The following is a 24,077-nucleotide window of genomic DNA, read 5'->3' as shown; positions in this document are numbered from 1 at the left end:
GATGACGAGTTGACACGCGCACGTCTGTTTTGCCTGTTCTTCCTGCTGTGTGGTATGTCGCTGCTGGTGGGCGCGCGGGACATTGCCTGGACGCAGCTGTTTGCGCTGTCCGGCGCACTGTCCGGCGATACCTGGCTGACCTTGACGGCCAGCCGGCTGCCGCGCCTGGCGGCGCTGGTGCTGACGGGCGTGGGCCTGTCCGTCTGCGGCGTCATCCTGCAGCACATCGTGCGCAACAAATTCGTCGAGCCGGCCACGTCGGGCGGCCTCGACGCGGCCAAGCTGGGCATCCTCGTCTCGCTGACGATGGCGCCCGCAGCGGGCACGGCGGGCAAGATGGCGTTTGCGCTGGCCTTTTGCTTTGCCGCCAGCCTGGTCTACGTGGCGCTGATCCGCCGCATCCGTTTCAAGAACACGATACTCGTGCCCGTCATCGGCCTCGTGTATGGCGGCGTGCTGAGCGCCGTGGCCGAGTTCTATGCCTACCGCAACAATATCCTGCAAAGCATGCAGGGCTGGCTGCTGGGCGACTTCTCGAAGATCGTGCAGGGCAACTATGAAATCATTTATCTGATCCTGCCCATCGTTGTCCTCACGTATCTGTATGCGCAGCGTTTCACGGTGCTGGGCATGGGCGAGGGCATGGCCACCAGCCTGGGCCTGAACTATGGGGGCACGGTAGCGCTGGGCCTGATGCTGGTGGCCGTCACGGTGGCAGCCACGGTGATCACGGTGGGAGCGATTCCGTTTGTCGGCCTGGCCATCCCGAACCTGGTGGCCTTGCGCTACGGCGACAACCTGGGTCGTACCCTGCCCATCGTCGCCCTGTGCGGCGCCTCGCTGCTGCTGGCCTGCGACATTGCCGGGCGCTTGCTGATCTATCCGTTCGAGGTGCCGATCGGCCTGACGGCGGGCGGCGTGGGCGGCTTGCTGTTCCTCTTCCTGATCATCCGGGGGCGGCGATGAGGCGCGTAATGAATCCCGCGATGCTGTGGCTGGCCGTTGCCGTGCTGGCGGCGGCGTTTCTCCTGCTCGGCGCGAATCTGGACTTCGATTACATCATCCCGAAGCGCCTGGCGCGGCTGGCCGCCATCGCCATTGGCGGCGTCTGCGTGGCCGTGTCCTCCATCGTGTTCCAGACCATCGCCGGCAACCGGATACTGACGCCGGCCGTCATGGGCTATGAAGCCGTGTATCTGCTGCTGCAGTCGCTGCTGATTCTCGTGATGGGCATGCACAGCCTGGTGCTGCTGGGGCAGAACGGCAATTTCGTCGTGTCGATTGCGCTGATGCTCGCGTATTCCTGGGCCATCCATTATTGGCTGTTTCGTGATGGCAAGAACAACGTGTATTTTTTGCTGTTGCTGGGCTTTGTGCTGACGATGGTGATCGGCACGTTTACCCAGTTCATCCAGCTGCGCATCAGCCCTGGCGAGTTCGCCATTTTGCAGGGGTTCAGCCAGGCTTCGTTCAACAAGGCGCAGCCCGGGCAATTGCTGTATTCGGCGCTGCTGGCGGGCGCCGCGTGCGTGGCCGTGGCGAAGACCTTGCCCGCGCTCGACGTGCTGGCGCTGGGCCGCGAGCAGGCCATGTCGCTCGGTATCGATTACCGGCGCATGGTGCAGCTGCAGCTGGCGCTGATCGCCGTGCTGGTGGCGGTCTCGACCAGCTTGCTGGGGCCCACGGCCTTCATGGGCATCTTCGTTGCAAACACGACCTATGCCCTGGCCCGCACGGGGCGCCACCGTGCCACCTTGCCCCTGGGCTGCGCCATCGCCATCGCCATCTTCCTGGTCGCCCAGTTGCTGGTCGAACACGTTTTCAATTACCGCACCACGGTCGGCATTCTCGTCAACCTGGTGTGCGGCGCGTATTTTCTCGCGCTCATGGTCCGCACCCGAGGCACCGCATGATTCACGTCCAACAGATCGAAAAAAGCTACGGCGCCAGGACGGTGCTGGCCAACATCAACGTGCAGTTTCCCAAAGGACAGGTCACGTCCTTGATCGGCCCCAACGGCGCCGGCAAGACGACCTTGCTGATGCTGGTCGCGCGCCTGATCGAGCCCAGCGATGGCGATATTCTGCTGGGCGGGCGCAGCATTGCAGATATCCGCCTGGCCGACTATGCGCGGCAAGTGGCCACCCTGCGCCAGTCGCCCGATTTCAACCTGCGCCTGACGGTGGAAGAATTGGTCGCCTTCGGCCGCTTTCCCTACAGCCGCGGCAACTTGACGGCGCAGGACCGGCAAGCGATCGACGAGGCCATCGCCTTTCTGTCGCTCGACGCGCTGCGTGCCGCCTACGTCGATGAGCTGAGCGGCGGCCAGCGCCAGATGGCTTTCCTGGCCATGACGATTGCCCAGCAGACGGATATTCTGCTGCTCGACGAGCCGCTCAACAACCTGGACATGAAACACGCCGTGCAGATCATGCGCGCGTTGCGCCGCCTGTGCGACGAACAGGGCCGCACCGTGATCCTGGTGATTCACGACATCAATTTCGCCGCCAACTATTCGGACCACATCGTCGCCATGCAGGGCGGCGCCGTGCGCTTCAGCGGCCCTGCGCATGAGGTCGTCACCGAGGAACGCCTGCGTGCCCTGTACGACATCGATTTTCACATCGTGCGCGATGAACGCGGCTGCGTCTGCAATTACTTTACCCCCACAGGAGCTTGAGATGATCTGGAACACACCTTTCTGCGCGCTGGCCGCGCTGCTCGCCGCCGTGGCCGCCTTGCCCGGCTGCAGCGACAAGGCCGCCACGGTGCCGGCCGCGCCGGCCTCCAAGGCATCACAGCAGGCATATTCTCCCATCACCATCGAGCATAAACTGGGCACGACGGTGATCGAACACCGCCCGCAACGCGTGGCCGTGCTGGACATGAATGAAGTCGATTTCCTCGACCAGCTGGGCGTGCCCGTGGCCGGCATGGTGAAGGATTATGTGCCGCATTTTCTGGCCCGCTACAAGGAGGACCAGGGCATCGGCGACCTGGGCGCCATCGTGCAGCCCAACCTCGAGCACATCCACGCGCTCAAGCCCGACCTGGTGCTGATGACGTCGATCCAGGCCAACCACTACAAGGAGCTGAGCCAGATCGCGCCCACCGTGCACTTCGACGTGGATTTCAAGAATAGCCAGGGCAAGCACATCGACGTGGTCAAGCAGCACTTGCTGACACTGGGGCGTATCTTCGGCAAGGAAGATATCGCCGCCCAGAAAGCCGCCGAGCTCGATGCGAAGGTGGCGGAGGCCCGCAGGGTGACGCAGGACCGTCCCGAGAAAGCCCTGATCGTGCTGCACAACAACGGCGCCTTCAGCTCGTTCGGCGTGCAGTCGCGCTACGGTTTTGTTTTCGATGCGCTCGGCGTCAAGCCGGCCAGCTCGGCCATCGAAGCGGGCTTGCATGGACAGCCGATTTCCAGCGAGTTCATCCAGCAAGCCAACCCCGACATCATCTATGTGGTGGACCGCACGGCCGTGATGGAGCACCGTCCCGTCATGACGGCCGAGCAGATGGCCAATCCTCTCTTGCGCCAGACCAATGCCTGGAAGAATGGCCGCGTCGTCTTCGTCGATGCGGACGCCTGGTACATCACGGCGGCCAGCGTGACGTCGTTGAAGCTGGTGATCGACGATGTGCTCAAGGGCTACCGGTAATCGCGATATTTTTCGTAATGAGTCGTATTTGCATTGAGGATTTTGCCTTTTCGTTCGGGAGACAGGGTGAGAGCAAGCAATCATCCATCTGAAAGGATTTACCGTATGAGCAAACGCATGGCATCGCGCCACCTTCCCGTCTTGACATTGAGCCGCATCGCCACCGCCGTGCAGCTGGCGCTGATCACGGGTCTGACGGTGGGGGCCCTGGGCGTGGCGGCCCCGCCGGCCTTCGCGCAAGCGGCGCAAGTCCGGCAAGCATTCAACGTGCCGGCCGGTTCGCTGGGCCTGGCGCTCAATACCTTTGCCGCCGAGGCGGGCATCGAATTGACGGCCGAGGCTAGCCTGCTGCAGGGCAAGAGCTGTGCGGGCCTGTCCGGCAGCTACAGCGTGCCCGAAGGTTTTTATACCTTGCTGCGCGGCCACGGCTTGCAAGCCGTGCGCGAGGGCAATGGCAGCTACACCTTGCGCCGCGAACCGGCGCACAGCACTGCCGCCGAAGCCGCCGCGACCATGCCGGCCGTGACCGTGTGGGGCAAGGGCAATGCAGTGACCGATGCCTATGTGGGCGGCCAGGTGGCTTCCGGCGGCCGCGTGGGTTTTTTGGGCGACAAGGACTTCATGGAGACGCCCTTCAACACCATCAGCTACACGGATAAATTCATCGAGGACCGGCAGGCGCGCGACATCACCGATGTGATTTCTGCCACCGATCCCACCGTCTTCAGCAGCGGCATGACGGGCATCATCGGCGAGAATTATTCGATACGGGGCTTCAGCTCGAATATCGGCGACGTCGCGTTTGGCGGGCTGTACGGCATCTCGCCGTACTACCGCACCTCGCCCGAAATGTTCGAGCGCATCGAAGTGCTGAAAGGGCCGTCGGCCTTGCTCAATGGCATGCCACCGGGCGGTTCGGTGGGCGGCAGCATCAACCTGGTGCCCAAGCGCGCGGACGACACGCCGCTGGCGCGCGTGACGGCGTCGTATATGTCGGATTCGCAATGGGGCGGCCACGTGGACCTGGGCCAGCGCTTTGGCGACAATCAACAATTCGGCATCAGAGTCAACGGCGTCTACCGTGACGGCGACGGCGCCATCGACCACCAGAAAAAGAAGACCCAGCTCGTTTCCGTGGGCCTGGACTGGCGCGGCAACGGCGCGCGCCTGTCGGCCGACCTGTATCACAGCGAGGACCGCGCCGACGGCTTGAACCGGGGCGTCAACCTGGCCGCCGGCTTGCCCGTGCCGCGTCCGCCGAAAGCGGAAACCCTGCTCAATCCCAGCTGGGCGTTTTACGATACCAAGGACAAGGGCGCGATGCTGCGCGGCGAACTGGATGTGAACGAGCAGGTGATGGCCTACGCCGCCGTCGGCGCCAGCCAGGCCGACTACCAGTCGACGGGCGCGTATCTGATCCAGGTGTTCAACACGGCCGGCGACTACCGCACCAACGTTGCCGACCTGGGCTTCGACGTGGAAAAGCAGTCGGCGGAAGCGGGTGTGCGGGGCAAGCTGCGCACGGGCGAGATCGGCCATCAGTGGGCCGTGAACGCCACGTATTATCACCACACGGACAAGCAGTACGGGCGCCGCAATACCCTGGCGAAAGACTGGATCACGAATATCTACAATCCCGTCTGGGGACCGGCAACCCGCTTCGAGGCGCCGCAAATTTCCAAGGCGGAACTGCGCCTAGCCAGCTTTGGCCTCGTCGACACGCTGTCCTTTGCGCAAGACAAGGTGCAGCTGACGGTGGGTTTGCGCCGCCAGGAAGTGCTCAGCGATAACTTCAACATCAAGACGGGCGCGCGCACGTCGCGCTATGACGAAAGCGCCACCACGCCCGCCGTTGCGCTGCTGGTCAAGGCCAGCAAGAATATCTCGCTGTACGGCAATTACATCGAAGGCTTGAGCCAGGGGGCCACGGCGCCGCTGACTGCGGCCAACTCGGGCGAGGTCTTTGCGCCGTACAAATCGAAGCAGGCGGAGCTGGGCTTCAAGGTCGACCTGGGCGAGTTCGCGCACACGGTCAGCGTGTATGAAATCAAGCGGCCCAGCAGCTATGTCGATCCGGTCAGCAATATCTTTTCCTTTGGCGGCGAACAGCGCAACCGCGGCGTCGACTGGGGCTTCTTCGGTTCGCCCCTGCGCGACGTGCGCCTGATGGGCGGCGTGGCCTATGTGGACCCCGTCTTGACGAAGACCGTGGGCGGCAGCAACCAGGGCAAGCAGGCGACGGGCGTGCCCAAGCTGCAAGCCAAGCTGGGCGTCGAGTGGGACACCCCGGCTGTGCCCGGCGTGACCCTGACGGCCAATGCGACGGCGGCATCGAAGCAATACATCAATGCAGACAACTCGCTGTCCGTACCGGGCCGTACCGTGTTTGACCTGGGCGCCCGCTATGCGACGAAGGCGGCTGGCCGGCCCCTGACCGTGCGCGCCAGCGTGAGCAACGTCGGCAACAAGGCTTACTGGGCGCTGCCGCAGTGGACCAGCCTGGGCCTGGGCGCGCCGCGCACCTTCATGCTGTCGGGAACCATGGATTTCTGAAGGCCGTTTGCCGCATGAGCTGTTTGACAATGCCCCGCCTGTGCGGGGCATTGTCGTTTCCGGGCCACGCTGCTTGCCCGGACGGATTGCCGGAACCGGGCTCAAAACAGACCGGTGCCGCCACTGATAAAAATCAAGTCCGAAAGGCGCGCAGTGCCAGGATTGGTGTTAATATTTTTTGAATGTTTGTGAAAGAATCATGCCTGCAGTGTGCGCATGCGTAGCAGCGCGCCGCGGGAACCGATATTGTTGGGATTTGGCTGCTCGCAGCCAGGCACAAGACTTCAAAGGGCTGGCCATGGTGATGACTTCCTTAGCGCAAACGCAATGCCAGATATTTTTGGAGGGGGAGGGTGACCGCTGGTTCGACCGTAACAGATCCACCTTGAACCAGCAGAAGTCATTCTACGAGAACGAAGCGATCAAGCGCGTGCTGGCCAGCCATCGTGACGGTATCGGACATATCCTCGAAATCGGTTGCGGCAACGGCGTCAAACTGGCGGATCTGTGCCAGTTCTTTGCTGCGCAGGGCCATGGCATCGATCCCTCTGCCGAGGCTGTCCGCGAAGGCATGGATAAATTTCCTAATGCCAATGTTCACCTGGACGTCTCGATTGCGTCGCATATTCCGCATGGCGATGCCAGCATGGATCTGGTGTACTTCGGCTTTTGCCTGTATCTGGTGGACCGGACGGAAATTCTCAAGGCGGTAGCCGAGGCCGACAGGGTCTTGAAGAGCGGTGGGTTTCTCGCCATCCTGGACTTTGATCCCGGTATTCGCCACAAGCGCGCCTATCATCACAAGCCTGGCTTGTTTTCCTACAAGACGTCCTATGCGGATTTCTTTACCGCCAGCGGTCATTACTATCTGGTCGCCAAAGACAGCTTTTCCCATAGCGAGCATGCCTTTTCGCCCGATAGCGATGAGCGCGTTTCCATCTGCATCCTCTATAAAGAACCCGAGCCCTATGGCAAGGGCTGATAACGCTGAGTTGAACGGATGAACCTGATAGCCGGTACCTGCCAGCCGTGAGGCACGGCGGGCTTCATCCGTCGTTCTGCGCTACCTCACTGGGCCTGCACCGGACATCCTGCTTGCCATGTGTTGGCGCTTGCTGGCTATTTTTCCAGACGTTTTGCAATCCAATGACCGAGTGCAATCAAGGGCGTTTCTATGAGCTTGTACATGAGGAAGGCAAGCAGCACGGTGGCGGCGATTATTGCTATCCGATAACTTTCGGCTGCGTGGTCCGGCAGCTCGAAATAGATCTTCCATTTATTGCGGCCCACTTCCATGAAAATGATCCAGTGCACCAGATAGAGCGAAAATGAGGCATTGCCAATGCCGATCATGAGTTTCGTATATCGGCTGTGCCAAAAACTATTTGGGTTGCTGGCATTTAATTTCTCTGAATTCAAGAAAGCCATGATTAACAGGGCTGAACATATGCTGGTGCCCAATGTGGAAATCAAGGTGTTCCAGCTTGAATTTGGCCAGCCCAGCATGTTTTCCCAGATGAAAAATATAATGGCGGAGGCAAGCAGTGGTCCGGCCGATTTGAATTTTACAAGACGATCTTGATTTTTATAAATCAAAATACCTGTCAGGAAATTGATATGCGTTGGAGACAATAAATGGTAATCCCAGAAGGGAGGAAGCGTTCCCTGATTGATCAGGATGGGTAAAACGAGACCCGCGCCGCCAAGCAGGGAAAGAATAATGATGAATATCCTGAAGCTGGAAAAATATAAAACAACTGCGCTCAGCAGGTAGAATATTATTTCATGCTCCAAGGTCCAGCCTACGGCATAGGGCGGATGGTTTTCCATCGGGAAGATGGCAAAAGACTTGATGATCTCCGGCATGCCCAGCTCGCCGCCGCCAAGATTGTAGCCGTAGCATAATTGCAGATAGACAGCCGTCCCGCAAAATATCCAGTATAGGGGATATATCCTGAAGAAGCGTCTGGTTAAGAACGATGCCGGTTGAATTTGTCCCTTGCTTGCGATATGCGCAATGATGAAACCACTGACGACAAAGAAAAGATCGACGCCGAGATAACCCCATTTGTAAATAAATGGAAGGGTGGTTTTATATTCGTCCGGAAAAGAAGCGACTGCAAAGTGAGAATGAAACATCACGACGGACAGTGCTGCAATTGCTCTGATTATCTGAATTGAGGAGAATTTCTGAAGCATTGGTGCAGCCTGTCAGTGTCGGGGACATAATTATAGTAAGGTCTCGGGAATTAAGCTAACCCTTAATTCCTTGCCATATAGTAAAGAAATGCATGCAATAGGTATTATTTTTACAATGCCGGCCGTCGGTTGCCTTAATGCGGCGCCGGTGTTGCCGTTGCCCTGCACGGTTCATGGCCGTCCATCGCCGGCAGCGATTCCAGGCCGGCCAGCGCGCTCATTGCCCGCGCCCGGTGCCGGCCCAGTTCATTGCGCACGGCCAAGGCTTCCGCCGCCTTGTCCTGGCGTTCATACAGATCGATCAGCGCCTTGTAGCTGAGGGCGCTCGAAGTGTGAGCCTGCTGTGCCAGCGCGATGGCCTGGCGGAAATGAAATGCGGCCGCGTCGTAGCGGCAGGCCCCGCTGGCGGCGCGTCCCGCCTGGTGGTGCAGCCGCGCCTGCCAAGCGAGATCGCCATGGCCCAGTTCGACATTCGCGACGGCGTCCGCGTAGTTGCGCATGGCTTGCGCCCAGTGGCCCTGGCTGGCCGCTTCCTGCGCGAACTGTTCCTGTTGCGCCGCCATGCGCAGTTCGGCCTGCGTGGAGCAGGCATTGAGCGCCATCAGGACAAACGGCAGGGCGAGGCAGGAGCGGATGGGCAGCAGTGTGGACATGGCGCCACTGTAGCCGATGGGCAGGCGCGCACGTTTGCGCAATACGCATGAATTGGAATTTTCCCCGGCATGGATGGCATATAATTTGCACACGACTTTGTTATTTTTGACAGTACACCTCACGGGAGCACCATGTTTTCACGCAAATTCCATTCTTGTGCACAGCTGATGCTGGCTACCTTGCTGATGGGCTTTATCGCCGCGTCCCCGGCGCGCGCGCAGCAGGCGGCCGTCAAATTGCCGAATGTGGTGATCCTGGCCACGGGCGGCACCATTGCCGGCAGCGGCGCCGACAGCACCACCACCGTGGGCTATACCTCGGCGACCGTGGGCGTCGAGCGGCTGATCGCGGCCGTGCCGGAATTGAAGAAAGTGGCAAATGTGAAAGGCGAACAAGTCTTCCAGATCGCCAGCGAAAGCATGGGCAACGAACACTGGCTGACTCTGGCCAAGCGCATCAACGTGCTGCTGGCCTCGAACGACGTCGATGGCGTGGTCGTGACGCACGGCACCGACACCATCGAGGAAACGGCGTATTTCCTGAACCTGACCGTGAAAAGCCATAAACCCGTGGTAGTCGTGGGCGCCATGCGTCCGTCGACGGCCATTTCGGCTGACGGCCCCATCAACTTGTACAACGCCGTGATGCTGGCCGGCAGCAAGGAAGCCGTGGGCAAGGGCGTGCTGGTGGCCTTGAACGACCAGATCAACGCGGCGCGCGAAGTCACCAAGACGAATACCTCGACGACGGACACCTTCAAGTCGCCGGAACTGGGCATGCTCGGCTACATCCAGGGCAGCAAGGCTTTTTTCTACCGCCAGTCGACGCGCAAGCACACCTTGGAGTCGGAATTTGACATCAGCAAGCTCGATGCCCTGCCGCAAGTGGACATCGTGTATGGCTACGCCAACATGAACCGCGTCGGCATGGACGCGTTCATTGCCGCAGGCGCCAAGGGCATCATCCACGCAGGCGTGGGCGATGGCAGCGTGGCCGCGCAAATGAAGCCGGCCCTGGTGGAAGCGCGCCAGAAGGGCGTGCTGATCGTGCGCTCGAGCCGGGTCGGCCAGGGCATCGTGGCGCGCAATGGCGAAGCCAACGACGATGAACTCGACAGTGTCGTGTCCGACACCCTGAACCCGCAAAAAGCCCGCATCCTGCTGATGCTGGCCCTGACCAAAACGAATAGCACGCAAGAAATCCAGCGTATTTTCTACACGTATTGACCGCTGCCGCGCCAGGCCAGCCCCATGGGTTGAGCCTGGCTGATTTACGCTTGCCTGCTTTGCTGCCATACTTCGTTTCTGAATAACTTCCTGGCAGAAGCAGCAACACTGTTCCTTCTCCCTTGTCCATGGCTATCCTGTCCGACATCATCCTGTATCCCATCAAATCGTGCGCGGGCATCCATTTGCGCGAGGCGGTCCTCACGCATTCCGGGCTGATGAGCGAGCATGTGTTCGACCGCGAATGGATGGTGGTGGACGAGCAGGGCCGCTTCCTGACCCAGCGCGAACATCCGCGCATGGCGCTGATCGTGCCGTCCATCAAGGCCGCGACCCTGGAGTTGCGCGCGCCGGGCATGCTGCGGCTGGAAATCGAGCTGGGCTTGCCGGATCCGCAACACGCGCCCATGCTGGAGGTGCAGGTGTGGGACGATACGGTGCGCGCCTACGATTGCGACGCAGTCACGGCCACGTGGTTTTCCAGGGCCATCGGCGTGCCGTGCCGCCTCGTGCGCTTTCACCCGGACGTGGTGCGCGCCACCAGCACCAAGTGGACGGGCGGCGTGGCCGCTTCGACCATGTTTGCCGATGGCTATCCGGTGCTGATCGCCGGCAGCGCCTCGCTCGCCGACGTCAATGAGAAGCTGCGCGCTGCCGGCCGCGAGGCCTTGCCGATGAACCGTTTCCGCCCGAACCTGGTCATCGGCGATATTGCCCCGTTCGAGGAAGACTACGCCGACTTCCTGCAATTTGGCGCCACCACCTTGAAACCCGTCAAGCCGTGCTCGCGCTGCCCGATCCCGTCGGTGGACCAGGCCACGGGCGTGCCGGGGCCCGATCCGCTCGACGTCATGCATGGCTACCGCGCCAAGCCCGAGCTTGACGGCGCTATCTGCTTCGGCATGAACGCCATCGTGACCGCAGGCGGCGACGAGCGTATCGTGGTGGGGCAAGACATCGGTTTCGAACTGGCATTTTAAGCATGGCGCCCGTACAGAAGGGTTTAAGGTTTCTATGAATCAAGCAATACCGCCGGCCCCGCGCATTGCCAGCCTCGAAGCCGAAAACCAGGCCTTGCGCGCGCGCATGGCTTTCCTGTTGGAACAGGCCGAGCGCAACCACGACATCATGTGCCGCCACCAGGCGTTTGACCTGGAAATCGTCAGCGCGTCCACGTTTCCCGAATTGATCGGCACCATCTTTCGCACCTTGCCCGTGATTTCCGACCTCGACGGCGTCACCTTGAGCCTGCTCGACGAGGATGACGATATCGTGCTGGTGATGGAAAAGCTGGGTGTCGATTTCAGCGCGTTTCCGCAGTTGCTGTTCGTGCATGAAGTGGCGGAGCTGGGCTTTGCGCCGCCGCTGCCCGTGGCCGAAGGCGAAGCGGCCTTGCCGCCGCTGCCGCTGCTGGGCCAGTTCGACGCGCCCGTGCATGGCCCCCGTTTTCCGCAGATCGACGCGCCCCTGCGCAGCGTGGCGCTGGTGCCCCTGTTGCGCAACAAGCGCCTGATCGGCAGCCTGAACCTGGCCAGCAGCGACGTGACGCGCTTTACGCCTGCGCTGGGCACGGATTTCATCAAGCACATGGCGTCCATCATCGCCATTTGCCTGGAAAACGTGATCAGCAATGAAATGCTGAAGTACATCGGCTTGACCGATTCCCTCACGGGCGTCTACAACCGCCGCTATATCGACCGCCGGCTGCTGGAAGAAATCGCCCGCGCGCGGCGCCAGGACTATTGCATTTCATGCATGTATATCGATATCGACCATTTCAAGTCGGTCAATGACACGTATGGCCACCAGGGCGGCGATGAGGTGCTGCGCGAGGTGGCCACGCGCATCCGCACGGAATTGCGCCGCTCCGATGCGCTGGGCCGCTTCGGCGGCGAGGAATTCGTCGTGCTGCTGATCGACGCCGACCTCGACAGCGCCACCTTTGTTGCCGAGCGCATCCGCGCCAGCATCGCCGGCACCATGTTCGACTTGCCGGGCAGCGCGCAAGCGTGGGTCAGCGTGTCGATCGGCGTGGCCAGCCTTGAAGCGGATGCGGCGCTGCTGCCGATCGAAACGGTGGCGCAGCAACTGGTGGCGCACGCCGACCAGGCCCTGTACCAGGCCAAGGCCGATGGCCGCAACAAGGTCGTCAGCTGGCAGGCACAGGTCGGCGGATGAAGACCGGCTAATTATTTCAACAACAAGGTTTCCGCCTTGGCCACGGCGTCAGCCGTGCCGCGCAGCACCACCACATCGCCGCTGGCCAGCTGCGTCTCGGGGGTGACGTCGAGGCGGCCGCGGCCGCGGCGGATGGCCGTCACCGCCGCGCCGCAGCCCGCCACGTCGATCGTGCTTAACGGCAATCCCACGCATTGCGCGCCCTCGTTGACGGTGACCGTATGCAGGCGTTCCAGTTCGGCATCGTCGCCCGCGTCGCTGGAACCGTGGAAATAGCCGCGCAGCGAGGCGTAGCGCTCCTCGCGCGCCGCCTGCACCCGGTGCACGACGCGGCGCAGGGGTACGCCCATCATGATCAGCGCGTGCGAAGCGAGCATCAGGCTGCCTTCCATCAATTCCGGTACCACTTCGGCTGCGCCCGCCTTTTTCAGCTGGTCGAGGTCGGTGTCGTCGTGGCTGCGCACGATGACGGGCAGGGTGGGCGCCATTTCATTGAGCAAATGCAACAGGCGCAGCGCCGACGGCGTGTTCGCATACGTAATCACGACGGCGCTGGCCCGGTAGATGCCGGCCGCCACCAGGCTTTCGCGCCGGCCCGCATCGCCATACGAGACGTGGGCGCCGGCCAGCTGCGCTTCCTGCACCCGTTCCGGGTCCAGGTCCAGCGCGTGGTATTCGATCTTTTCTTCCGCCAGCAGGGTGGCCAGGCTTTGTCCGCTGCGCCCGAAGCCGGCGATCAGCACGTGTTTTTGCGAGGCCATGGTGCGCGTGGCGATCTTCGTCAGGGCCAACGATTGCATCATCCAGTCGTTGGCGGCCAGTTTCATGACGATGGCGTCGGACTTGGCGATGAGGAAGGGCGCCACCAGCATCGACAGCACCATCGAGGCCAGCACCACCTGCACGACGAACGGGTCCATCAGCTTGATGCCGCCCGCCAGGTTCAGCAGCACGAAGCCGAACTCGCCCGCCTGCGCCAATCCCAGCCCCGTGCGCAAGGCCACGCCGTTGCTGGAGCCGAACAGCCGGGCCAGGCCCGCGATCAGGGCGAATTTCAGCAGCACGGGGCCGCACAGCAGCAGCAAGACCAGCCACCAGTTGTCGAGCACCACGCGGATATTGAGCAGCATGCCGACGGTGATGAAGAACAGGCCCAGCAGCACGTCGCGGAAGGGCTTGATATCCTCTTCCACCTGGTGCTTGAATTCCGTCTCGGAAATGAGCATGCCGGCAACAAATGCGCCCAGGGCCAGCGACAGCCCGGCCCGTTCCGTGATCCACGCGGCCCCCAGGGTGATGAGCAGCAGGTTGAGCATGAACAATTCCTGCGAGCGGCGCTTGGCGACGATGGTCAGCCAGCCTCGCACCAGCTTTTGGCCGATGAACAAGAGCAAAATGAGGACGACCAGCGCCTTGCCGCCGGCCCAGGCCAGGGTTTCGGCCAGGTTGTCCGAATCGCGCGTGAGGGCGGGAATCAGGATCAGCAGGGGCACCACGGCCAGGTCCTGGAACAGCAGGATGCCGATGATCTTGCGGCCGTGTTCGCTTTCCAGCTCCAGTCGTTCCGTGAGCATTTTCGAGACGATGGCCGTCGACGACATGGCCAGCGCGCCGCCGAGGGCAAACGCCGCCTGCCAGCTCAGGTGGATGTAGGCGGACAGGTAGCGGGCGACGAACCAGCCGAAGACGACGGTGGCGACGATGGTGGTGACCACCTGCGCCATGCCGAGGCCGAAGACGATGCGCCGCATGGCGAGAAACTTGGGGAGAGAAAATTCGAGCCCGATGGAAAACATCAGGAAGACGACGCCGAACTCGGCCAGGGTGTGGCTGGCCTCGTTTTCCGCCGCCAGGCCCAGCGCATGGGGGCCGATGACGATGCCGACGGCCAGGTAGCCGAGCATGGGCGGCAAATGCAACATTCTGAAAGCGACCACGCCCAGCACGGCGCTGCCGAGTAACATCAGGGTCAGTTCAAGCGAGGAAAACATGGGTTGCCCGGTGCGGTCAATGGAAATCGTTGTTTGTTGTGACTGGCAAGTTTTTTGCTTTCCTAATTCGTTTATACTTTGGGCATGAGTGTAACCCATGAAAAAACAATGCTGAAAGCTTTTGATCGAATTGACATGCAAGCGACGACCGAGCGCGCTGTCGCGCTGGCCCGTACCACCTTGCAGATCGAGTCCGACGCCATCAATGCCCTGCACGCGCGCCTTGCCACGGACGACAGCGTGGGCCGCGCCGTGGCGATGTTGCTGCAATGCAAGGGGCGTGTCGTCGTCTCCGGCATCGGCAAGTCCGGCCATATCGCGCGCAAGATTGCCGCCACCCTCGCGTCCACCGGCACGCCGGCCCTGTTCGTGCATCCGGCCGAAGCGGCCCATGGCGACCTGGGCATGGTCACTTCGGACGATGCTTTTATTGCCATATCGTATTCCGGCGAATCGTCGGAACTGATGGCCATCATGCCCGTCGTCAAGCGCATGGGCGGCGTCCTGATTTCCATGACGGGCAAGCCGAATTCGAGCCTGGCCCAGCTGGCCGATGTGCACCTGGATATTTCTGTTGAAAAAGAAGCCTGTCCGCTGAACCTGGCGCCGACGGCCAGCACCACCGTCACTCTGGCCCTGGGCGACGCGATCGCCGTGGCCTTGCTCGACTTGCGCGGCTTCAAGGAAGAAGATTTCGCCCGTTCGCACCCGGGCGGGGCCCTGGGTCGCCGTTTGCTCACGCACGTGCATGACGTCATGCGCAGCGGCGAACGGGTACCGAAGGTGCCCGTGGACGCCTCCTTGCTGCAGGCGCTGGAAGAAATGACGAAGAAGGGCATGGGCATGACGGCCGTCGTCGATGGGGACAACCACCCCGTGGGCGTGTTTACCGATGGCGACTTGCGCCGCATGTTCGAGCGCGTGCAGGATTTCACGCAGGTGGCGATCCGCGACGTCATGCATGCGCAGCCGCGCAGCATCGCGCCCGAACGCCTGGCCGTGGATGCCGTGGCCGTGATGGAGCAGTTCCGCATCAACCAGATGCTCGTCGTCGATGCCGACGGCAAGCTGGTGGGCGCCCTGCATATCCATGACCTGACACAAGCGAAGGTGATCTGATGGATAGCGTAGCGGACAACCTGGCGCGGGCGGCCAAGGTCAAATTGATGATCTTTGACGTCGATGGCGTGCTCACCGACGGCAGCCTGCATTTCGGCCCGGACGGCGAGATGATGAAAACGTTTAATGTGTATGATGGCCTGGGCATCAAGCTGCTGCAGGAATCGGGCGTGCAGACGGCCATCATCAGCGCGCGCCGCTCGGCCATCACGGCACGCCGCGCGCAAGACCTGGGCATTACCCATGTGCACCAGGGCGGTCACGACAAGCTGACGCCGTTTCGCGAGCTGCTGGCGTTGACGGGCTTGACGGAAGAGCAATGTGGCTATATCGGCGACGACGTCATCGATGCGCCCATCCTGCGCCGCGTGGGGTTTGCCGTCAGCGTGCCGGGCGGACGTCCGGAAGTGCAGGGCCTGGCGCACCATGTGACGCAGGCCGGCGGCGGCCGCGGCGCGGTGCGCGAGATCTGCGAATTCCTGCTGCGCGCCCAGGACAACTATGCGCGCGTCATGGCGCCGTTCCTGGAGTGAGGCGCGCCTTGCCGTCCGTGACATTTGAAAGAGTGAAGCCCTATGCGTAAGCCAGGAGGCGCCCATCGCTGGCGCGTGATTTTTACCGTGCTGGGCGCAGTCGTCGTTGCGCTGGGCAGCTTCTGGCTGCTCGAAGTGATGAACAAGAATGGCCAGGACATCACGGCCAGCAAGCATCTGGATGAACCCGACTATTTCATCACCAATTTCAGCCTGGTGCGCATGGACTTGACGGGCAAGCCCAGCTATATCGTGTCGGGCACCAAGCTCACGCACTATCCGCTGGACGATTCGTCCGATATCGACCAGCCCTTCGTGCGCAAGCTCACGCCAGGCATGCCGCCGATGAACATGAATGCGGAACTGGCGCATATCGACCAGGACAATACCCGGCTGCAACTGCACCGCAAGGTCGTGATCGACCGCGTGGCCAGTCCGAAGGCGCAGAATTTGACGGTCAGGACGGAAGCGCTGACGGTGTTTCCGGATGAAGAAAGAATGGAAACGGACGTGCCTGTCGATATCCTGACGGGCGCTTCGCGCATCAATGGCGTGGGCATGCAAGCCAATAACGCCACCGGCGTGGTGCAGGTGCACAATGCCTTGCGCATGGTCCTCCCGCCGAAACCGCGCCCGGCCGCGGCGGCAAAATGACAGAATGAAACAAGGAAACCATACTATGAAAAACATCTTGCTGTTGACTCTATTCTCGACCGTCTGCTCGCTGGGCGTGATGGGCGCGGCGCATGCCGAGAAGGCCGATTCCGAGAAGGAAGCCGTGATCACGGCACGCAGCGGCCTGGTCGACGACGTCAAGCAGACGCGCACCCTGACGGGCGACGTGGTGCTGGTCAAGGGCACCCTGACCATGAAGGCGGGCCGGGCCCTGATCACGGAAGACCCGCAAGGCTACCAGTTCATCACCTTCTGGGCCGATCCCGGCAAGCTGGCCACCTTCCGCCAGAAGCGCGATGGCGCGGGCGACCTGTGGGTGGAAGGCGAAGCGGAGCGCGTGGAATACAACAACAAGACGGAAGTGGTGAAACTGTTTTCCAAGGCCAAGCTGACGCGCCTGGAAGGCACGAAGCCGACGGACGTGGCCAACGGCGCCTTCATCTCGTATGACAGCCGCAAGGAAGTGTTTACGATGGAAAATTCCGACAGCGGCACCAGCACCCCGGATGGCGGCAGCGTGCGCATGGTGATCCAGCCGAAGACCAAGGCACCGGCGGCGGAGAAAGCGCCGGCCACGCCTGCGCCAGGAAAGAAATAATGGACAATACACGTTGCGGCAGTACCCTGATCGTTCGCGGGCTGCAAAAAACCTACGGCAAGCGCCAGGTCGTGCATGACGTCTCGCTGCAAGTCGAATGCGGCGAAGTGGTGGGGCTGCTGGGCCCGAACGGCGCCGGCAAGACCACCTCGTTCTACATGATCGTCGGCCTGGTGCCGTCCGATGGCGGCAGCATCGATATCAGCGGCGTGGATATTTCCAGCCTGCCGATCCATCGGCGCGCCCAGATGGGCCTGTCGTATCTGCCGCAGGAAGCCTCCGTCTTCCGCAAGCTGACGGTGGAAGACAATATCCGCGCCGTGCTGGAAATCCAGACCGTCGAAGGCCGTCCGCTGACGAAGGCCGAGATCGAGGTGCGCCTGGATAAACTGCTGGCCGATTTGCAGATTGAAAAGTTGCGCGAAAACCAGGCGCTGTCGCTGTCGGGCGGCGAGCGCCGCCGCGTGGAAATTGCCCGCGCGCTGGCCACCGATCCCCGTTTCGTGCTGCTGGACGAACCGTTCGCCGGCGTCGATCCGATCGCCGTGATCGAGATCCAGCGCATCGTGCGCTTCTTGAAGGAGCGCAATATCGGCGTGCTGATCACCGATCATAATGTGCGCGAGACGCTGGGTATTTGCGACCGTGCCTACATCATCAACCAGGGCTCGGTGCTGGCGTCGGGACGCCCCGACGACATCATCGCGAACGAGTCGGTACGCCGGGTCTATCTGGGCGAACACTTCCGTATGTGAGCCAATGAAACAATCATTGCAGCTGCGCACTTCGCAGCATTTGGCACTGACGCCGCAGTTGCAGCAATCGATACGCCTGTTGCAATTGTCTACCCTGGAATTACACCAGGAATTGGAGCAATTGCTGACGGACAATCCTTTGCTCGAGCGTCTCGATGATCCGCTCGACCGTTCGCTGCGCCTGCTGTCCGACGGCGCCTTGAGTTCCACGGCCGCGCCGGCCGAAGCGCCGCCCCAGCCGCCAGGCCAGGAAGCGCCTGCGGCACCGGCCGAAGGGGAAACCTTTGACGGCGAGGCGGGCGAGGGCCCGGTTGCCGCGGACGGCGGCGACAGCGACTGGAGCGAAGCGAGCCGGGGCAAGACGCCCGACGACGAAGATTCCCGCCCGCAACTCGAAGCCCATCACTGCACCCTGCGCGAGCACCTGATGGAGCAGATGCGCGTGACGGTGCTCGAATTGCGCGACCGCGCGCTGGTCGAGCTGATCATCGACGCGCTCGACGACAATGGCTACCTGGAAGAGTCGCTCGACGACATCCTGGCGCGCCTGCCGCACGAGCTGGAAATCGACGCCGACGAGCTGCGCACGGCCTTGTCGCTGCTGCAAAGTTTCGATCCGCCCGGTGTGGGCGCGCGCAATGCGTCTGAATGCCTGGCGCTGCAGATCAAGCGCTTGCCCCATATCGCCATGGTGACGCGGCGCATGGCCCTCGTCATCGTGGAAAAGCACCTGGCCTGGTTTGCCCAGCGCGATTTCAACAAGCTGAAAAAAGCCCTCGATTGCGACGATGAAGACTTGCGCGAAGCGCAGACGGTGATTCGCCAGTGCAATCCGCATCCGGGCGCCGTGTTTGCCTCCGACGTGTCCGATTACGTGGTGCCCGACGTCGTCGTCAAGCGCGCGCGCAATGGCTGGCAAGTCACCTTGAACAACGACGTCATGCCGCGCCTGCGCGTCAACGCCATGTACGCCAACTTGCTCAAGCAGGGCAAGGGCGAAGGCGCCATGGGCGCACAGTTGCAGGAAGCCAAGTGGCTGATCAAGAATATGCGCCAGCGCTTCGACACGATACTGCGCGTGGCACAGGCGATAGTAGAAAGACAAAAGAACTTTTTCTCGCATGGGGCCGTTGCCATGCGCCCCCTTGTGCTCCGTGAAATAGCTGATACACTGGGTTTACACGAGAGTACTATCTCGCGGGTAACAACTCAAAAGTACATGCTGACCCCGCACGGCATGTTCGAGTTGAAATATTTCTTTGGTAGCCACGTCGCCACCGAAGCGGGGGGCGAAGCGTCATCGACGGCGATACGGGCATTGATCGTGCAACTGACAGGAGCAGAAGACCCTAAAAATCCTTTATCCGACAGTAAGATTGCGGACATGCTGGGGGAACAAGGCATGGTGATTGCGCGACGTACTGTTGCCAAATACCGGGAAGCATTAAAAATTCCGCCAGTGAGCCTGCGTAAGTGTTTGTAAGTTTTTTTCGGTTCCTCTGCGGGCCGGATACGATGGACCGCACGAACCCGATCATCTTTAGGAGTGTGTATGAATCTCACCATCAGCGGACATCATCTCGAAGTGACACCAGCCATCCGTGAATACGTACAAACGAAGCTGGAGCGTGTGAAACGTCATTTCGATCAAGTCATCGATATCGCCGTGATTCTGACCGTGGATAACCTCAAAGAGAAAGAAAAACGTCAAAAGGCTGAAGTCAATCTGCGTCTGAGCGGCAAGACCGTCTATGTGGAAAGCCTGGCGCAAGACCTGTATGCCGCAATCGATGCCCTGATCGACAAGCTCGACAGGCAAGTGATGAAATACAAAACCAAAGTGCAAGGGCACGGTAAAGAGGCGATCAAGCATCTGCCAGACAGCTCGGAAGAAGAATTCGCCGCCGCCTGAGCGGGCCGCGACTTTCAACCGGCTGTGATCAACTAAGGGCGCACATTGCGCCCTTTTTTGCGCCTGTCGCCCTTGCCAGGGGGCGCCATGGGAACGCAATGTTCCATCCGAAGGCGCTAGAATGTTCCCATACTTACTTCTTTCCATTCTGCCATGAGCGACTTCGTCCAGACCTCCATCCGCAACCGCACGGGCCACATCGTGCTCGACCGCCCGAAAGCCCTGAATTCCTTGTCGCTGGACATGGTGCGCGCCCTGAGCGCCGTTTTGCTGGCCTGGCGCGACGATCCGCAGGTAGACGCCGTGGTGATCCGTTCCAGCAGTGAAAAAGCCCTGTGCGCCGGTGGCGACATCCGTTTCTTTTACGATGCGGGCCGGGCCACGCCGCAAGGTGGCAGCGCGCAGCTGGAAGATTTCTTCACGGAAGAATATGCGCTCAACCATCTCATTCATTTCTATCCGAAACCGTATATCGCCGTGATGGATGGCGTGGTGATGGGCGGCGGCATGGGCGTGGCGCAAGCCGGGCCCGGCAACCGCCTGCGCATCGTCACGGGCCGTACGCGCATGGCCATGCCGGAAGTCAATATCGGCTTGTTCCCGGACGTGGGCGGCAGTTATTTCCTGTCCCGCCTGGCCGGCCAGCTGGGCTTGTATCTGGGCTTGACGGGCTTGACCATCAACGCGGCCGACGCCCTGTACACGGGCCTGGCCGATGTGTACCTGCCCGAGGCGCAGATGGGGGCGCTGCTGGCCCTGTTCGAATCGACGCCCGGTGAAGGCTTGCCGGTCGCCATCAAGGCTCTGGCCGCGCCATTCCAGTCCCAGGCGGGCGTTTCTGCGCTGGCCACGGCGCGCGCGGCGCTGGACCGCCATTTCAGCGCCCCTTCCGTGGCAGCCATCATGGCGTCGCTGGCACAGGACGACAGCGCGTTTGCCGGCAAGGCCCTGGCGGCCATGCGCCTGCGCTCTCCCTTGATGATGTCGGTGACCCTGGAATTGCTGCAGCGGGGCGCCCACCTGGGCGTGGCCGACTGCCTGCGCCTCGAGCGCACGGTGGTGCGCCACAATTTCGAACATGGGGAAGTCATCGAGGGCGTGCGCGCGCTCGTGGTCGACAAGGACAATGCGCCGCGCTGGCAGCCCGCCAGCCTGGACGACGTCGATGCGGCCATGGTGGCGCGCTTCTTCGCTCCCGTCTGGCCGGCCGCGGCGCATCCGCTGCGCCACCTCGACTAACTAGCTGCGCTCGCGGTGGCGCAGGACGACCCGTTCGTTGGGGCCGAAGTATTGCGCCAGCCGTTCGGCCATGTACACGGAACGGTGCTGGCCGCCCGTGCAGCCGAGGGCCACCGTCAGGTAGCTGCGGTTGTCGGACTTAAATGATGGCAACCATTTCTCGATGAAGGCGCGGATATCGGCCAGCAGTTCCAGCGCGCTGGGCTGCGCGTCGAGGAAGGCGATCACGGGCGCGTCGCGGCCGTCGAGAGGCCGCAGCGCCAGGTCGTAATAGGGATTCGGCAAGGCCCGCACGTCGAAGACGAAATCGGCATCCAGCGGCACGCCCAGCTTGAAGGCGAACGATTCGAAGAACAGGGTCAGCGGCGCGCGTTCGGAAGCGACGATATCCTTGATCCAGGCGCGCAGCTTGTTGGCGCTCAGTTCCGAGGTGTCGATCACATGGCCCAACTGTTCGATGGCCGACAGGCGTTCCCGTTCTTCCGAGATGCATTCGATCAGGGTGCGGCGGCTGGCTGGATTCTGGTTCGGACGCAATTCGTGCGACAGCGGATGGCTGCGCCGCGTTTCCGAGAAGCGCGCCACCAGCGAATGCGTGGTGGCCGTCAAGAACATGACCTTCACGTCGTGCCCCTGGTCGCGCAGCAGGGCCACATTGTGCGGCAGGCTGGTCAGCGACTCGGCGCTGCGCGCGTCGACGGCGACGGCCAGTTGCGGTGTGCCTTCGTCGAGCAGGGTTTGCACCAGGCTGGGCAGCAAAGCCGGCGGCAGGTTGTCGACGCAGTAGTAACCGGTATCTTCCAGCACATTGAGCGCAACGGATTTACCGGAACCGGATATTCCGGTGATAAGGACGATATGCATATGCCGATCATACAATAAAGATCGGCACTGTGCTCCCGAGGCAATTATCTTTACAAACTATTGCAATTCGGCTTGTGGTGTTGGTTAAACAAAAGAGCGAGGACTCCTTGCAACGCTAGTCGCCGCTCATTGCCAAACGTTGGTGTAGCAGGGATTTCGGAGAGCACTGCTCTCCGCCTGCGAAACGGTCCTCGCCTACGAGCGAGGACTCCTTGCAACGCTAGTCGCCGCTCATTGCCAAACGTTGCCGCTCCATGAACTCCTGCAAGGTATCGATGCCGCGCAGCTGCAGTATCGTATTGCGCACGGCTGCTTCCAGCAGCACGGCGATGTTGCGGCCGGCGGCGACGGGGATGACGACCTTGCGCACGGGCAAGCCAAGCACGTCTTCCGTGGGGAACAGGAAGGGCAGGCGCTCGACTTCTTCTTCCAGCGCATTGCGGCGCACCAGGTGCACGATCAGTTTCAGGCGCATCTTGCGGCGCACGGCCGTTTCGCCAAAGATGGCCTTGATGTCGAGCAAGCCCAGGCCCCGTACTTCGAGCAGGTTTTGCAGCAGGGGCGGGCAGCGGCCTTCGATCATGTTGGGCGCGATACGCGAGAACTCGACGGCGTCATCGGCCACCAGGCCGTGGCTGCGCGAGATCAGCTCCAGCCCCAGTTCGCTCTTGCCCAGGCCCGAATCGCCCGTGATCAGCACGCCCACGCCCAGCACGTCCATGAACACGCCATGCATGATGATGCGCTGCGCCAGTTTTTTCGACAGGTAGACGCGCAGGAAATCGATCACTTGCGCGGCCGGCAGCGGGGTGGAGAACAGGGGAATGTTTTGTTCGTCGCAGATGGCAAGGATGTCGGGCGGCGTTTCCAGCCCTTGCGCGATGATCAGCGCGGGCGGGCCGCCGGCGATCAGTTCGCCGATCACGTGGGTGCGCGTATTGACCTTCAAGCGCTGATAGTAATTGATTTCCTGGTGGCCGAAGACCTGGATGCGGCCCGGATGGATCAGGTTCAAGTGGCCCACCTGGTCGGCGGCCGACGAGACGTCGCCCGAGATCAGGCGTTCGCCGCCGGGGAAGCCGGCGAACCAGCCCAGTTGCAGACTTTCACGATTATCGTCGTACAGGCGTTGTATCGTCAGCGGCGTTTGCAACATGGCAGTCTTCTTCAGGAGTGGAGGAATACCTGAAGTTTAACCCGCCGCTTGCAGACTGGGTTGCCAATTGACGATGCGCGAATGCACGGATTTCGGTTCCGGATCCGTGGCCAGTGCCGTACGGAAAGCATCGTCGGAAAACATCTCGGCGATTTCCGACAGGATTTCCAGATGTTGCTGAGTGACATGATCGGGAATCAGCAGGAAAAACAGCAGATTGACGGGCTTGCCATCAGGCGACTCGAACGGAATCGGTTCGGCCAGGCGCACGAAGGCGCCCAGCGGCGCTTTCAGGGTCTTGCTGCCCTTGACTCTGCCATGCGGCACGGCCACGCCGTGGCCCAGGCCCGTCGAGCCCAGGCGTTCGCGGGCAAACAGATTGTCCGAGACGGTAGAGCGGGCGATGCCGTAATTGTTTTCGAAGATCAGGCCGGCTTGCTCGAAGGCGCGCTTTTTACTGGAGACTTCCAGGTCCAGCAGGACGTTTTCGAGGGATAATATTTTGCTAAGATTAGTCATGACACTCAATGAAATGGTGCAATGCGCAGAGGGCTTGCGAGCCGAATTATAGGCCTGTTTCCGCGGCCTGTAACGCCAATTCTCAACAGTATACGCCCGCTGCGGGCGCAGTGGGCGCTACAGCCCATGTCGTCATCATTTTAGCAAAAAAATAACATCGGGGTGTATCGGCTATTTCTTGATTAAAAACACGCGACGAACCGGTTTTTCCGCCGCCGAATGCCGAATTTCCGATTTTTCA

General features: G+C 61.4%; 23 protein-coding genes. 17 read left to right on the top strand and 6 right to left on the bottom strand.

Translation table 11 applies throughout. From position 1 onward, the window contains the following. Window positions 1–9 precede the first annotated feature (9 nt). The 6 genes from VPH41_RS20710 (at window position 10) to VPH41_RS20685 (ending at window position 7,200) form a co-directional block, all read left to right on the top strand. The gene (locus VPH41_RS20710) at window positions 10–966 is read left to right on the top strand and encodes an ABC transporter permease (RefSeq protein ID WP_328571369.1); all 957 of its coding nucleotides are present in this window, start codon (window positions 10–12) and stop codon (window positions 964–966) included. Window positions 967–974: 8 nt separating this feature from the next. Then, on the top strand, window positions 975–1,913 hold the full coding sequence (locus VPH41_RS20705) for an iron chelate uptake ABC transporter family permease subunit (protein ID WP_442906302.1): 939 nt from the start codon (window positions 975–977) through the stop codon (window positions 1,911–1,913). Next, the gene (locus VPH41_RS20700; RefSeq protein ID WP_328571367.1) at window positions 1,910–2,680 is read left to right on the top strand and encodes an iron ABC transporter ATP-binding protein; all 771 of its coding nucleotides are present in this window, start codon (window positions 1,910–1,912) and stop codon (window positions 2,678–2,680) included. The genes VPH41_RS20705 and VPH41_RS20700 overlap by 4 nt, the downstream gene beginning before the upstream one ends. A 1-nt stretch (window position 2,681) precedes the next feature. After that, window positions 2,682–3,665 (top strand): siderophore ABC transporter substrate-binding protein, encoded by a 984-nt coding sequence (locus VPH41_RS20695; protein WP_328571366.1) that lies wholly within the window; start codon window positions 2,682–2,684, stop codon window positions 3,663–3,665. Between the two features lie 105 nt (window positions 3,666–3,770). Continuing rightward, window positions 3,771–6,218, top strand: a complete 2,448-nt coding sequence (locus VPH41_RS20690) for a TonB-dependent receptor (protein WP_328571365.1) — start codon at window positions 3,771–3,773, stop codon at window positions 6,216–6,218. Window positions 6,219–6,516: 298 nt separating this feature from the next. Further along, on the top strand, window positions 6,517–7,200 hold the full coding sequence (locus VPH41_RS20685; RefSeq protein ID WP_328571364.1) for a class I SAM-dependent methyltransferase: 684 nt from the start codon (window positions 6,517–6,519) through the stop codon (window positions 7,198–7,200). A 137-nt stretch (window positions 7,201–7,337) separates the two neighbouring features. Here VPH41_RS20685 and VPH41_RS20680 read toward each other — a convergent pair whose 3' ends face one another. Further along, the gene (locus VPH41_RS20680; RefSeq protein ID WP_328571363.1) at window positions 7,338–8,417 is read right to left on the bottom strand and encodes an acyltransferase family protein; all 1,080 of its coding nucleotides are present in this window, start codon (window positions 8,415–8,417) and stop codon (window positions 7,338–7,340) included. A 134-nt stretch (window positions 8,418–8,551) separates the two neighbouring features. Further along, on the bottom strand, window positions 8,552–9,070 hold the full coding sequence (locus tag VPH41_RS20675; RefSeq protein WP_328571362.1) for a hypothetical protein: 519 nt from the start codon (window positions 9,068–9,070) through the stop codon (window positions 8,552–8,554). A 132-nt stretch (window positions 9,071–9,202) separates the two neighbouring features. Between VPH41_RS20675 and VPH41_RS20670 the strand changes: the two genes are divergently transcribed. The 3 genes from VPH41_RS20670 (at window position 9,203) to VPH41_RS20660 (ending at window position 12,475) form a co-directional block, all read left to right on the top strand. Next, the gene (locus tag VPH41_RS20670; protein WP_101483618.1) at window positions 9,203–10,297 is read left to right on the top strand and encodes a type II asparaginase; all 1,095 of its coding nucleotides are present in this window, start codon (window positions 9,203–9,205) and stop codon (window positions 10,295–10,297) included. 128 nt (window positions 10,298–10,425) lie between these two features. After that, a complete protein-coding gene (locus tag VPH41_RS20665; protein ID WP_328571361.1) occupies window positions 10,426–11,277 on the top strand; it encodes an MOSC domain-containing protein in 852 nt (283 codons plus the stop codon). Between the two features lie 34 nt (window positions 11,278–11,311). Then, on the top strand, window positions 11,312–12,475 hold the full coding sequence (locus VPH41_RS20660; protein ID WP_328571360.1) for a GGDEF domain-containing protein: 1,164 nt from the start codon (window positions 11,312–11,314) through the stop codon (window positions 12,473–12,475). 11 nt (window positions 12,476–12,486) lie between these two features. Here the strand turns inward: VPH41_RS20660 and VPH41_RS20655 are convergent, their stop codons facing one another. Then, a complete protein-coding gene (locus tag VPH41_RS20655; protein ID WP_152256804.1) occupies window positions 12,487–14,466 on the bottom strand; it encodes a monovalent cation:proton antiporter family protein in 1,980 nt (659 codons plus the stop codon). A gap of 84 nt (window positions 14,467–14,550) precedes the next feature. Here VPH41_RS20655 and VPH41_RS20650 point away from each other — a divergent pair, with 84 nt between their 5' ends. From VPH41_RS20650 to VPH41_RS20615, 8 genes are all read left to right on the top strand, one after another. Beyond that, window positions 14,551–15,585: a KpsF/GutQ family sugar-phosphate isomerase gene (locus tag VPH41_RS20650; RefSeq protein WP_442906301.1), complete on the top strand. Its 1,035-nt coding sequence runs from the start codon at window positions 14,551–14,553 to the stop codon at window positions 15,583–15,585. Then, window positions 15,585–16,118, top strand: a complete 534-nt coding sequence (locus tag VPH41_RS20645) for a KdsC family phosphatase (RefSeq protein ID WP_096233521.1) — start codon at window positions 15,585–15,587, stop codon at window positions 16,116–16,118. The genes VPH41_RS20650 and VPH41_RS20645 overlap by 1 nt, the downstream gene beginning before the upstream one ends. Window positions 16,119–16,160: 42 nt before the next feature. Beyond that, on the top strand, window positions 16,161–16,772 hold the full coding sequence (lptC, locus tag VPH41_RS20640; RefSeq protein ID WP_226941425.1) for an LPS export ABC transporter periplasmic protein LptC: 612 nt from the start codon (window positions 16,161–16,163) through the stop codon (window positions 16,770–16,772). A gap of 25 nt (window positions 16,773–16,797) precedes the next feature. Further along, entirely contained in the window at window positions 16,798–17,391 is a 594-nt protein-coding gene (lptA, locus tag VPH41_RS20635) for a lipopolysaccharide transport periplasmic protein LptA (protein ID WP_152256801.1), read from the top strand. Then, complete coding sequence (gene lptB, locus VPH41_RS20630; RefSeq protein WP_034778383.1) at window positions 17,391–18,146, top strand: LPS export ABC transporter ATP-binding protein; 756 nt, start codon at window positions 17,391–17,393, stop codon at window positions 18,144–18,146. The genes lptA and lptB overlap by 1 nt, the downstream gene beginning before the upstream one ends. 4 nt (window positions 18,147–18,150) lie before the next feature. Next, window positions 18,151–19,629 (top strand): RNA polymerase factor sigma-54, encoded by a 1,479-nt coding sequence (locus tag VPH41_RS20625; RefSeq protein ID WP_328571358.1) that lies wholly within the window; start codon window positions 18,151–18,153, stop codon window positions 19,627–19,629. Between the two features lie 69 nt (window positions 19,630–19,698). After that, on the top strand, window positions 19,699–20,058 hold the full coding sequence (gene hpf / locus VPH41_RS20620) for a ribosome hibernation-promoting factor, HPF/YfiA family (protein ID WP_152283403.1): 360 nt from the start codon (window positions 19,699–19,701) through the stop codon (window positions 20,056–20,058). Between the two features lie 153 nt (window positions 20,059–20,211). After that, window positions 20,212–21,297 carry an enoyl-CoA hydratase/isomerase family protein gene (locus VPH41_RS20615; RefSeq protein ID WP_328571357.1) on the top strand — a complete coding sequence of 362 codons (1,086 nt, stop codon included), beginning with the start codon at window positions 20,212–20,214 and terminating at the stop codon, window positions 21,295–21,297. Here VPH41_RS20615 and rapZ read toward each other — a convergent pair whose 3' ends face one another. The 3 genes from rapZ to VPH41_RS20600 form a co-directional block, all read right to left on the bottom strand. Further along, on the bottom strand, window positions 21,298–22,161 hold the full coding sequence (rapZ, locus tag VPH41_RS20610; protein ID WP_035824128.1) for an RNase adapter RapZ: 864 nt from the start codon (window positions 22,159–22,161) through the stop codon (window positions 21,298–21,300). 220 nt (window positions 22,162–22,381) lie between these two features. Continuing rightward, entirely contained in the window at window positions 22,382–23,317 is a 936-nt protein-coding gene (gene hprK, locus VPH41_RS20605; RefSeq protein ID WP_034753337.1) for an HPr(Ser) kinase/phosphatase, read from the bottom strand. 36 nt (window positions 23,318–23,353) lie between these two features. After that, a complete protein-coding gene (locus VPH41_RS20600) occupies window positions 23,354–23,836 on the bottom strand; it encodes a PTS sugar transporter subunit IIA (protein WP_071079718.1) in 483 nt (160 codons plus the stop codon). Window positions 23,837–24,077: the final 241 nt, after the last annotated feature.

Origin of the sequence: Janthinobacterium sp. P210006, assembly GCF_036231885.1 — a bacterium.
Classification (GTDB): domain Bacteria; phylum Pseudomonadota; class Gammaproteobacteria; order Burkholderiales; family Burkholderiaceae_D; genus Janthinobacterium; species Janthinobacterium violaceinigrum.
The sequence above is the reverse complement of the archived record's forward strand: the minus strand, read 5'-3'. Positions and strand labels throughout refer to the sequence as shown.

Bases quoted from the DNA above. Each gene is read 5' to 3' on its own strand.
- lptA (WP_152256801.1), top strand. From the start codon at position 16,798: ATGAAAAACATCTTGCTGTTGACTCTATTCTCGACCGTCTGCTCGCTG.
- VPH41_RS20700 (WP_328571367.1), top strand. From the start codon at position 1,910: ATGATTCACGTCCAACAGATCGAAAAAAGCTACGGCGCCAGGACGGTG.
- VPH41_RS20625 (WP_328571358.1), top strand. From the start codon at position 18,151: ATGAAACAATCATTGCAGCTGCGCACTTCGCAGCATTTGGCACTGACG.
- hprK (WP_034753337.1), bottom strand. From the start codon at position 23,317: ATGTTGCAAACGCCGCTGACGATACAACGCCTGTACGACGATAATCGT.
- VPH41_RS20690 (WP_328571365.1), top strand. From the start codon at position 3,771: ATGAGCAAACGCATGGCATCGCGCCACCTTCCCGTCTTGACATTGAGC.
- VPH41_RS20650 (WP_442906301.1), top strand. From the start codon at position 14,551: ATGAGTGTAACCCATGAAAAAACAATGCTGAAAGCTTTTGATCGAATT.
- VPH41_RS20670 (WP_101483618.1), top strand. From the start codon at position 9,203: ATGTTTTCACGCAAATTCCATTCTTGTGCACAGCTGATGCTGGCTACC.
- VPH41_RS20685 (WP_328571364.1), top strand. From the start codon at position 6,517: ATGGTGATGACTTCCTTAGCGCAAACGCAATGCCAGATATTTTTGGAG.
- rapZ (WP_035824128.1), bottom strand. From the start codon at position 22,161: ATGCATATCGTCCTTATCACCGGAATATCCGGTTCCGGTAAATCCGTT.
- lptC (WP_226941425.1), top strand. From the start codon at position 16,161: ATGCGTAAGCCAGGAGGCGCCCATCGCTGGCGCGTGATTTTTACCGTG.
- VPH41_RS20675 (WP_328571362.1), bottom strand. From the start codon at position 9,070: ATGTCCACACTGCTGCCCATCCGCTCCTGCCTCGCCCTGCCGTTTGTC.
- VPH41_RS20615 (WP_328571357.1), top strand. From the start codon at position 20,212: ATGAGCGACTTCGTCCAGACCTCCATCCGCAACCGCACGGGCCACATC.
- VPH41_RS20665 (WP_328571361.1), top strand. From the start codon at position 10,426: ATGGCTATCCTGTCCGACATCATCCTGTATCCCATCAAATCGTGCGCG.
- VPH41_RS20680 (WP_328571363.1), bottom strand. From the start codon at position 8,417: ATGCTTCAGAAATTCTCCTCAATTCAGATAATCAGAGCAATTGCAGCA.
- VPH41_RS20645 (WP_096233521.1), top strand. From the start codon at position 15,585: ATGGATAGCGTAGCGGACAACCTGGCGCGGGCGGCCAAGGTCAAATTG.
- VPH41_RS20660 (WP_328571360.1), top strand. From the start codon at position 11,312: ATGAATCAAGCAATACCGCCGGCCCCGCGCATTGCCAGCCTCGAAGCC.
- lptB (WP_034778383.1), top strand. From the start codon at position 17,391: ATGGACAATACACGTTGCGGCAGTACCCTGATCGTTCGCGGGCTGCAA.
- VPH41_RS20705 (WP_442906302.1), top strand. From the start codon at position 975: ATGAATCCCGCGATGCTGTGGCTGGCCGTTGCCGTGCTGGCGGCGGCG.
- VPH41_RS20655 (WP_152256804.1), bottom strand. From the start codon at position 14,466: ATGTTTTCCTCGCTTGAACTGACCCTGATGTTACTCGGCAGCGCCGTG.
- VPH41_RS20695 (WP_328571366.1), top strand. From the start codon at position 2,682: ATGATCTGGAACACACCTTTCTGCGCGCTGGCCGCGCTGCTCGCCGCC.
- VPH41_RS20600 (WP_071079718.1), bottom strand. From the start codon at position 23,836: ATGACTAATCTTAGCAAAATATTATCCCTCGAAAACGTCCTGCTGGAC.
- hpf (WP_152283403.1), top strand. From the start codon at position 19,699: ATGAATCTCACCATCAGCGGACATCATCTCGAAGTGACACCAGCCATC.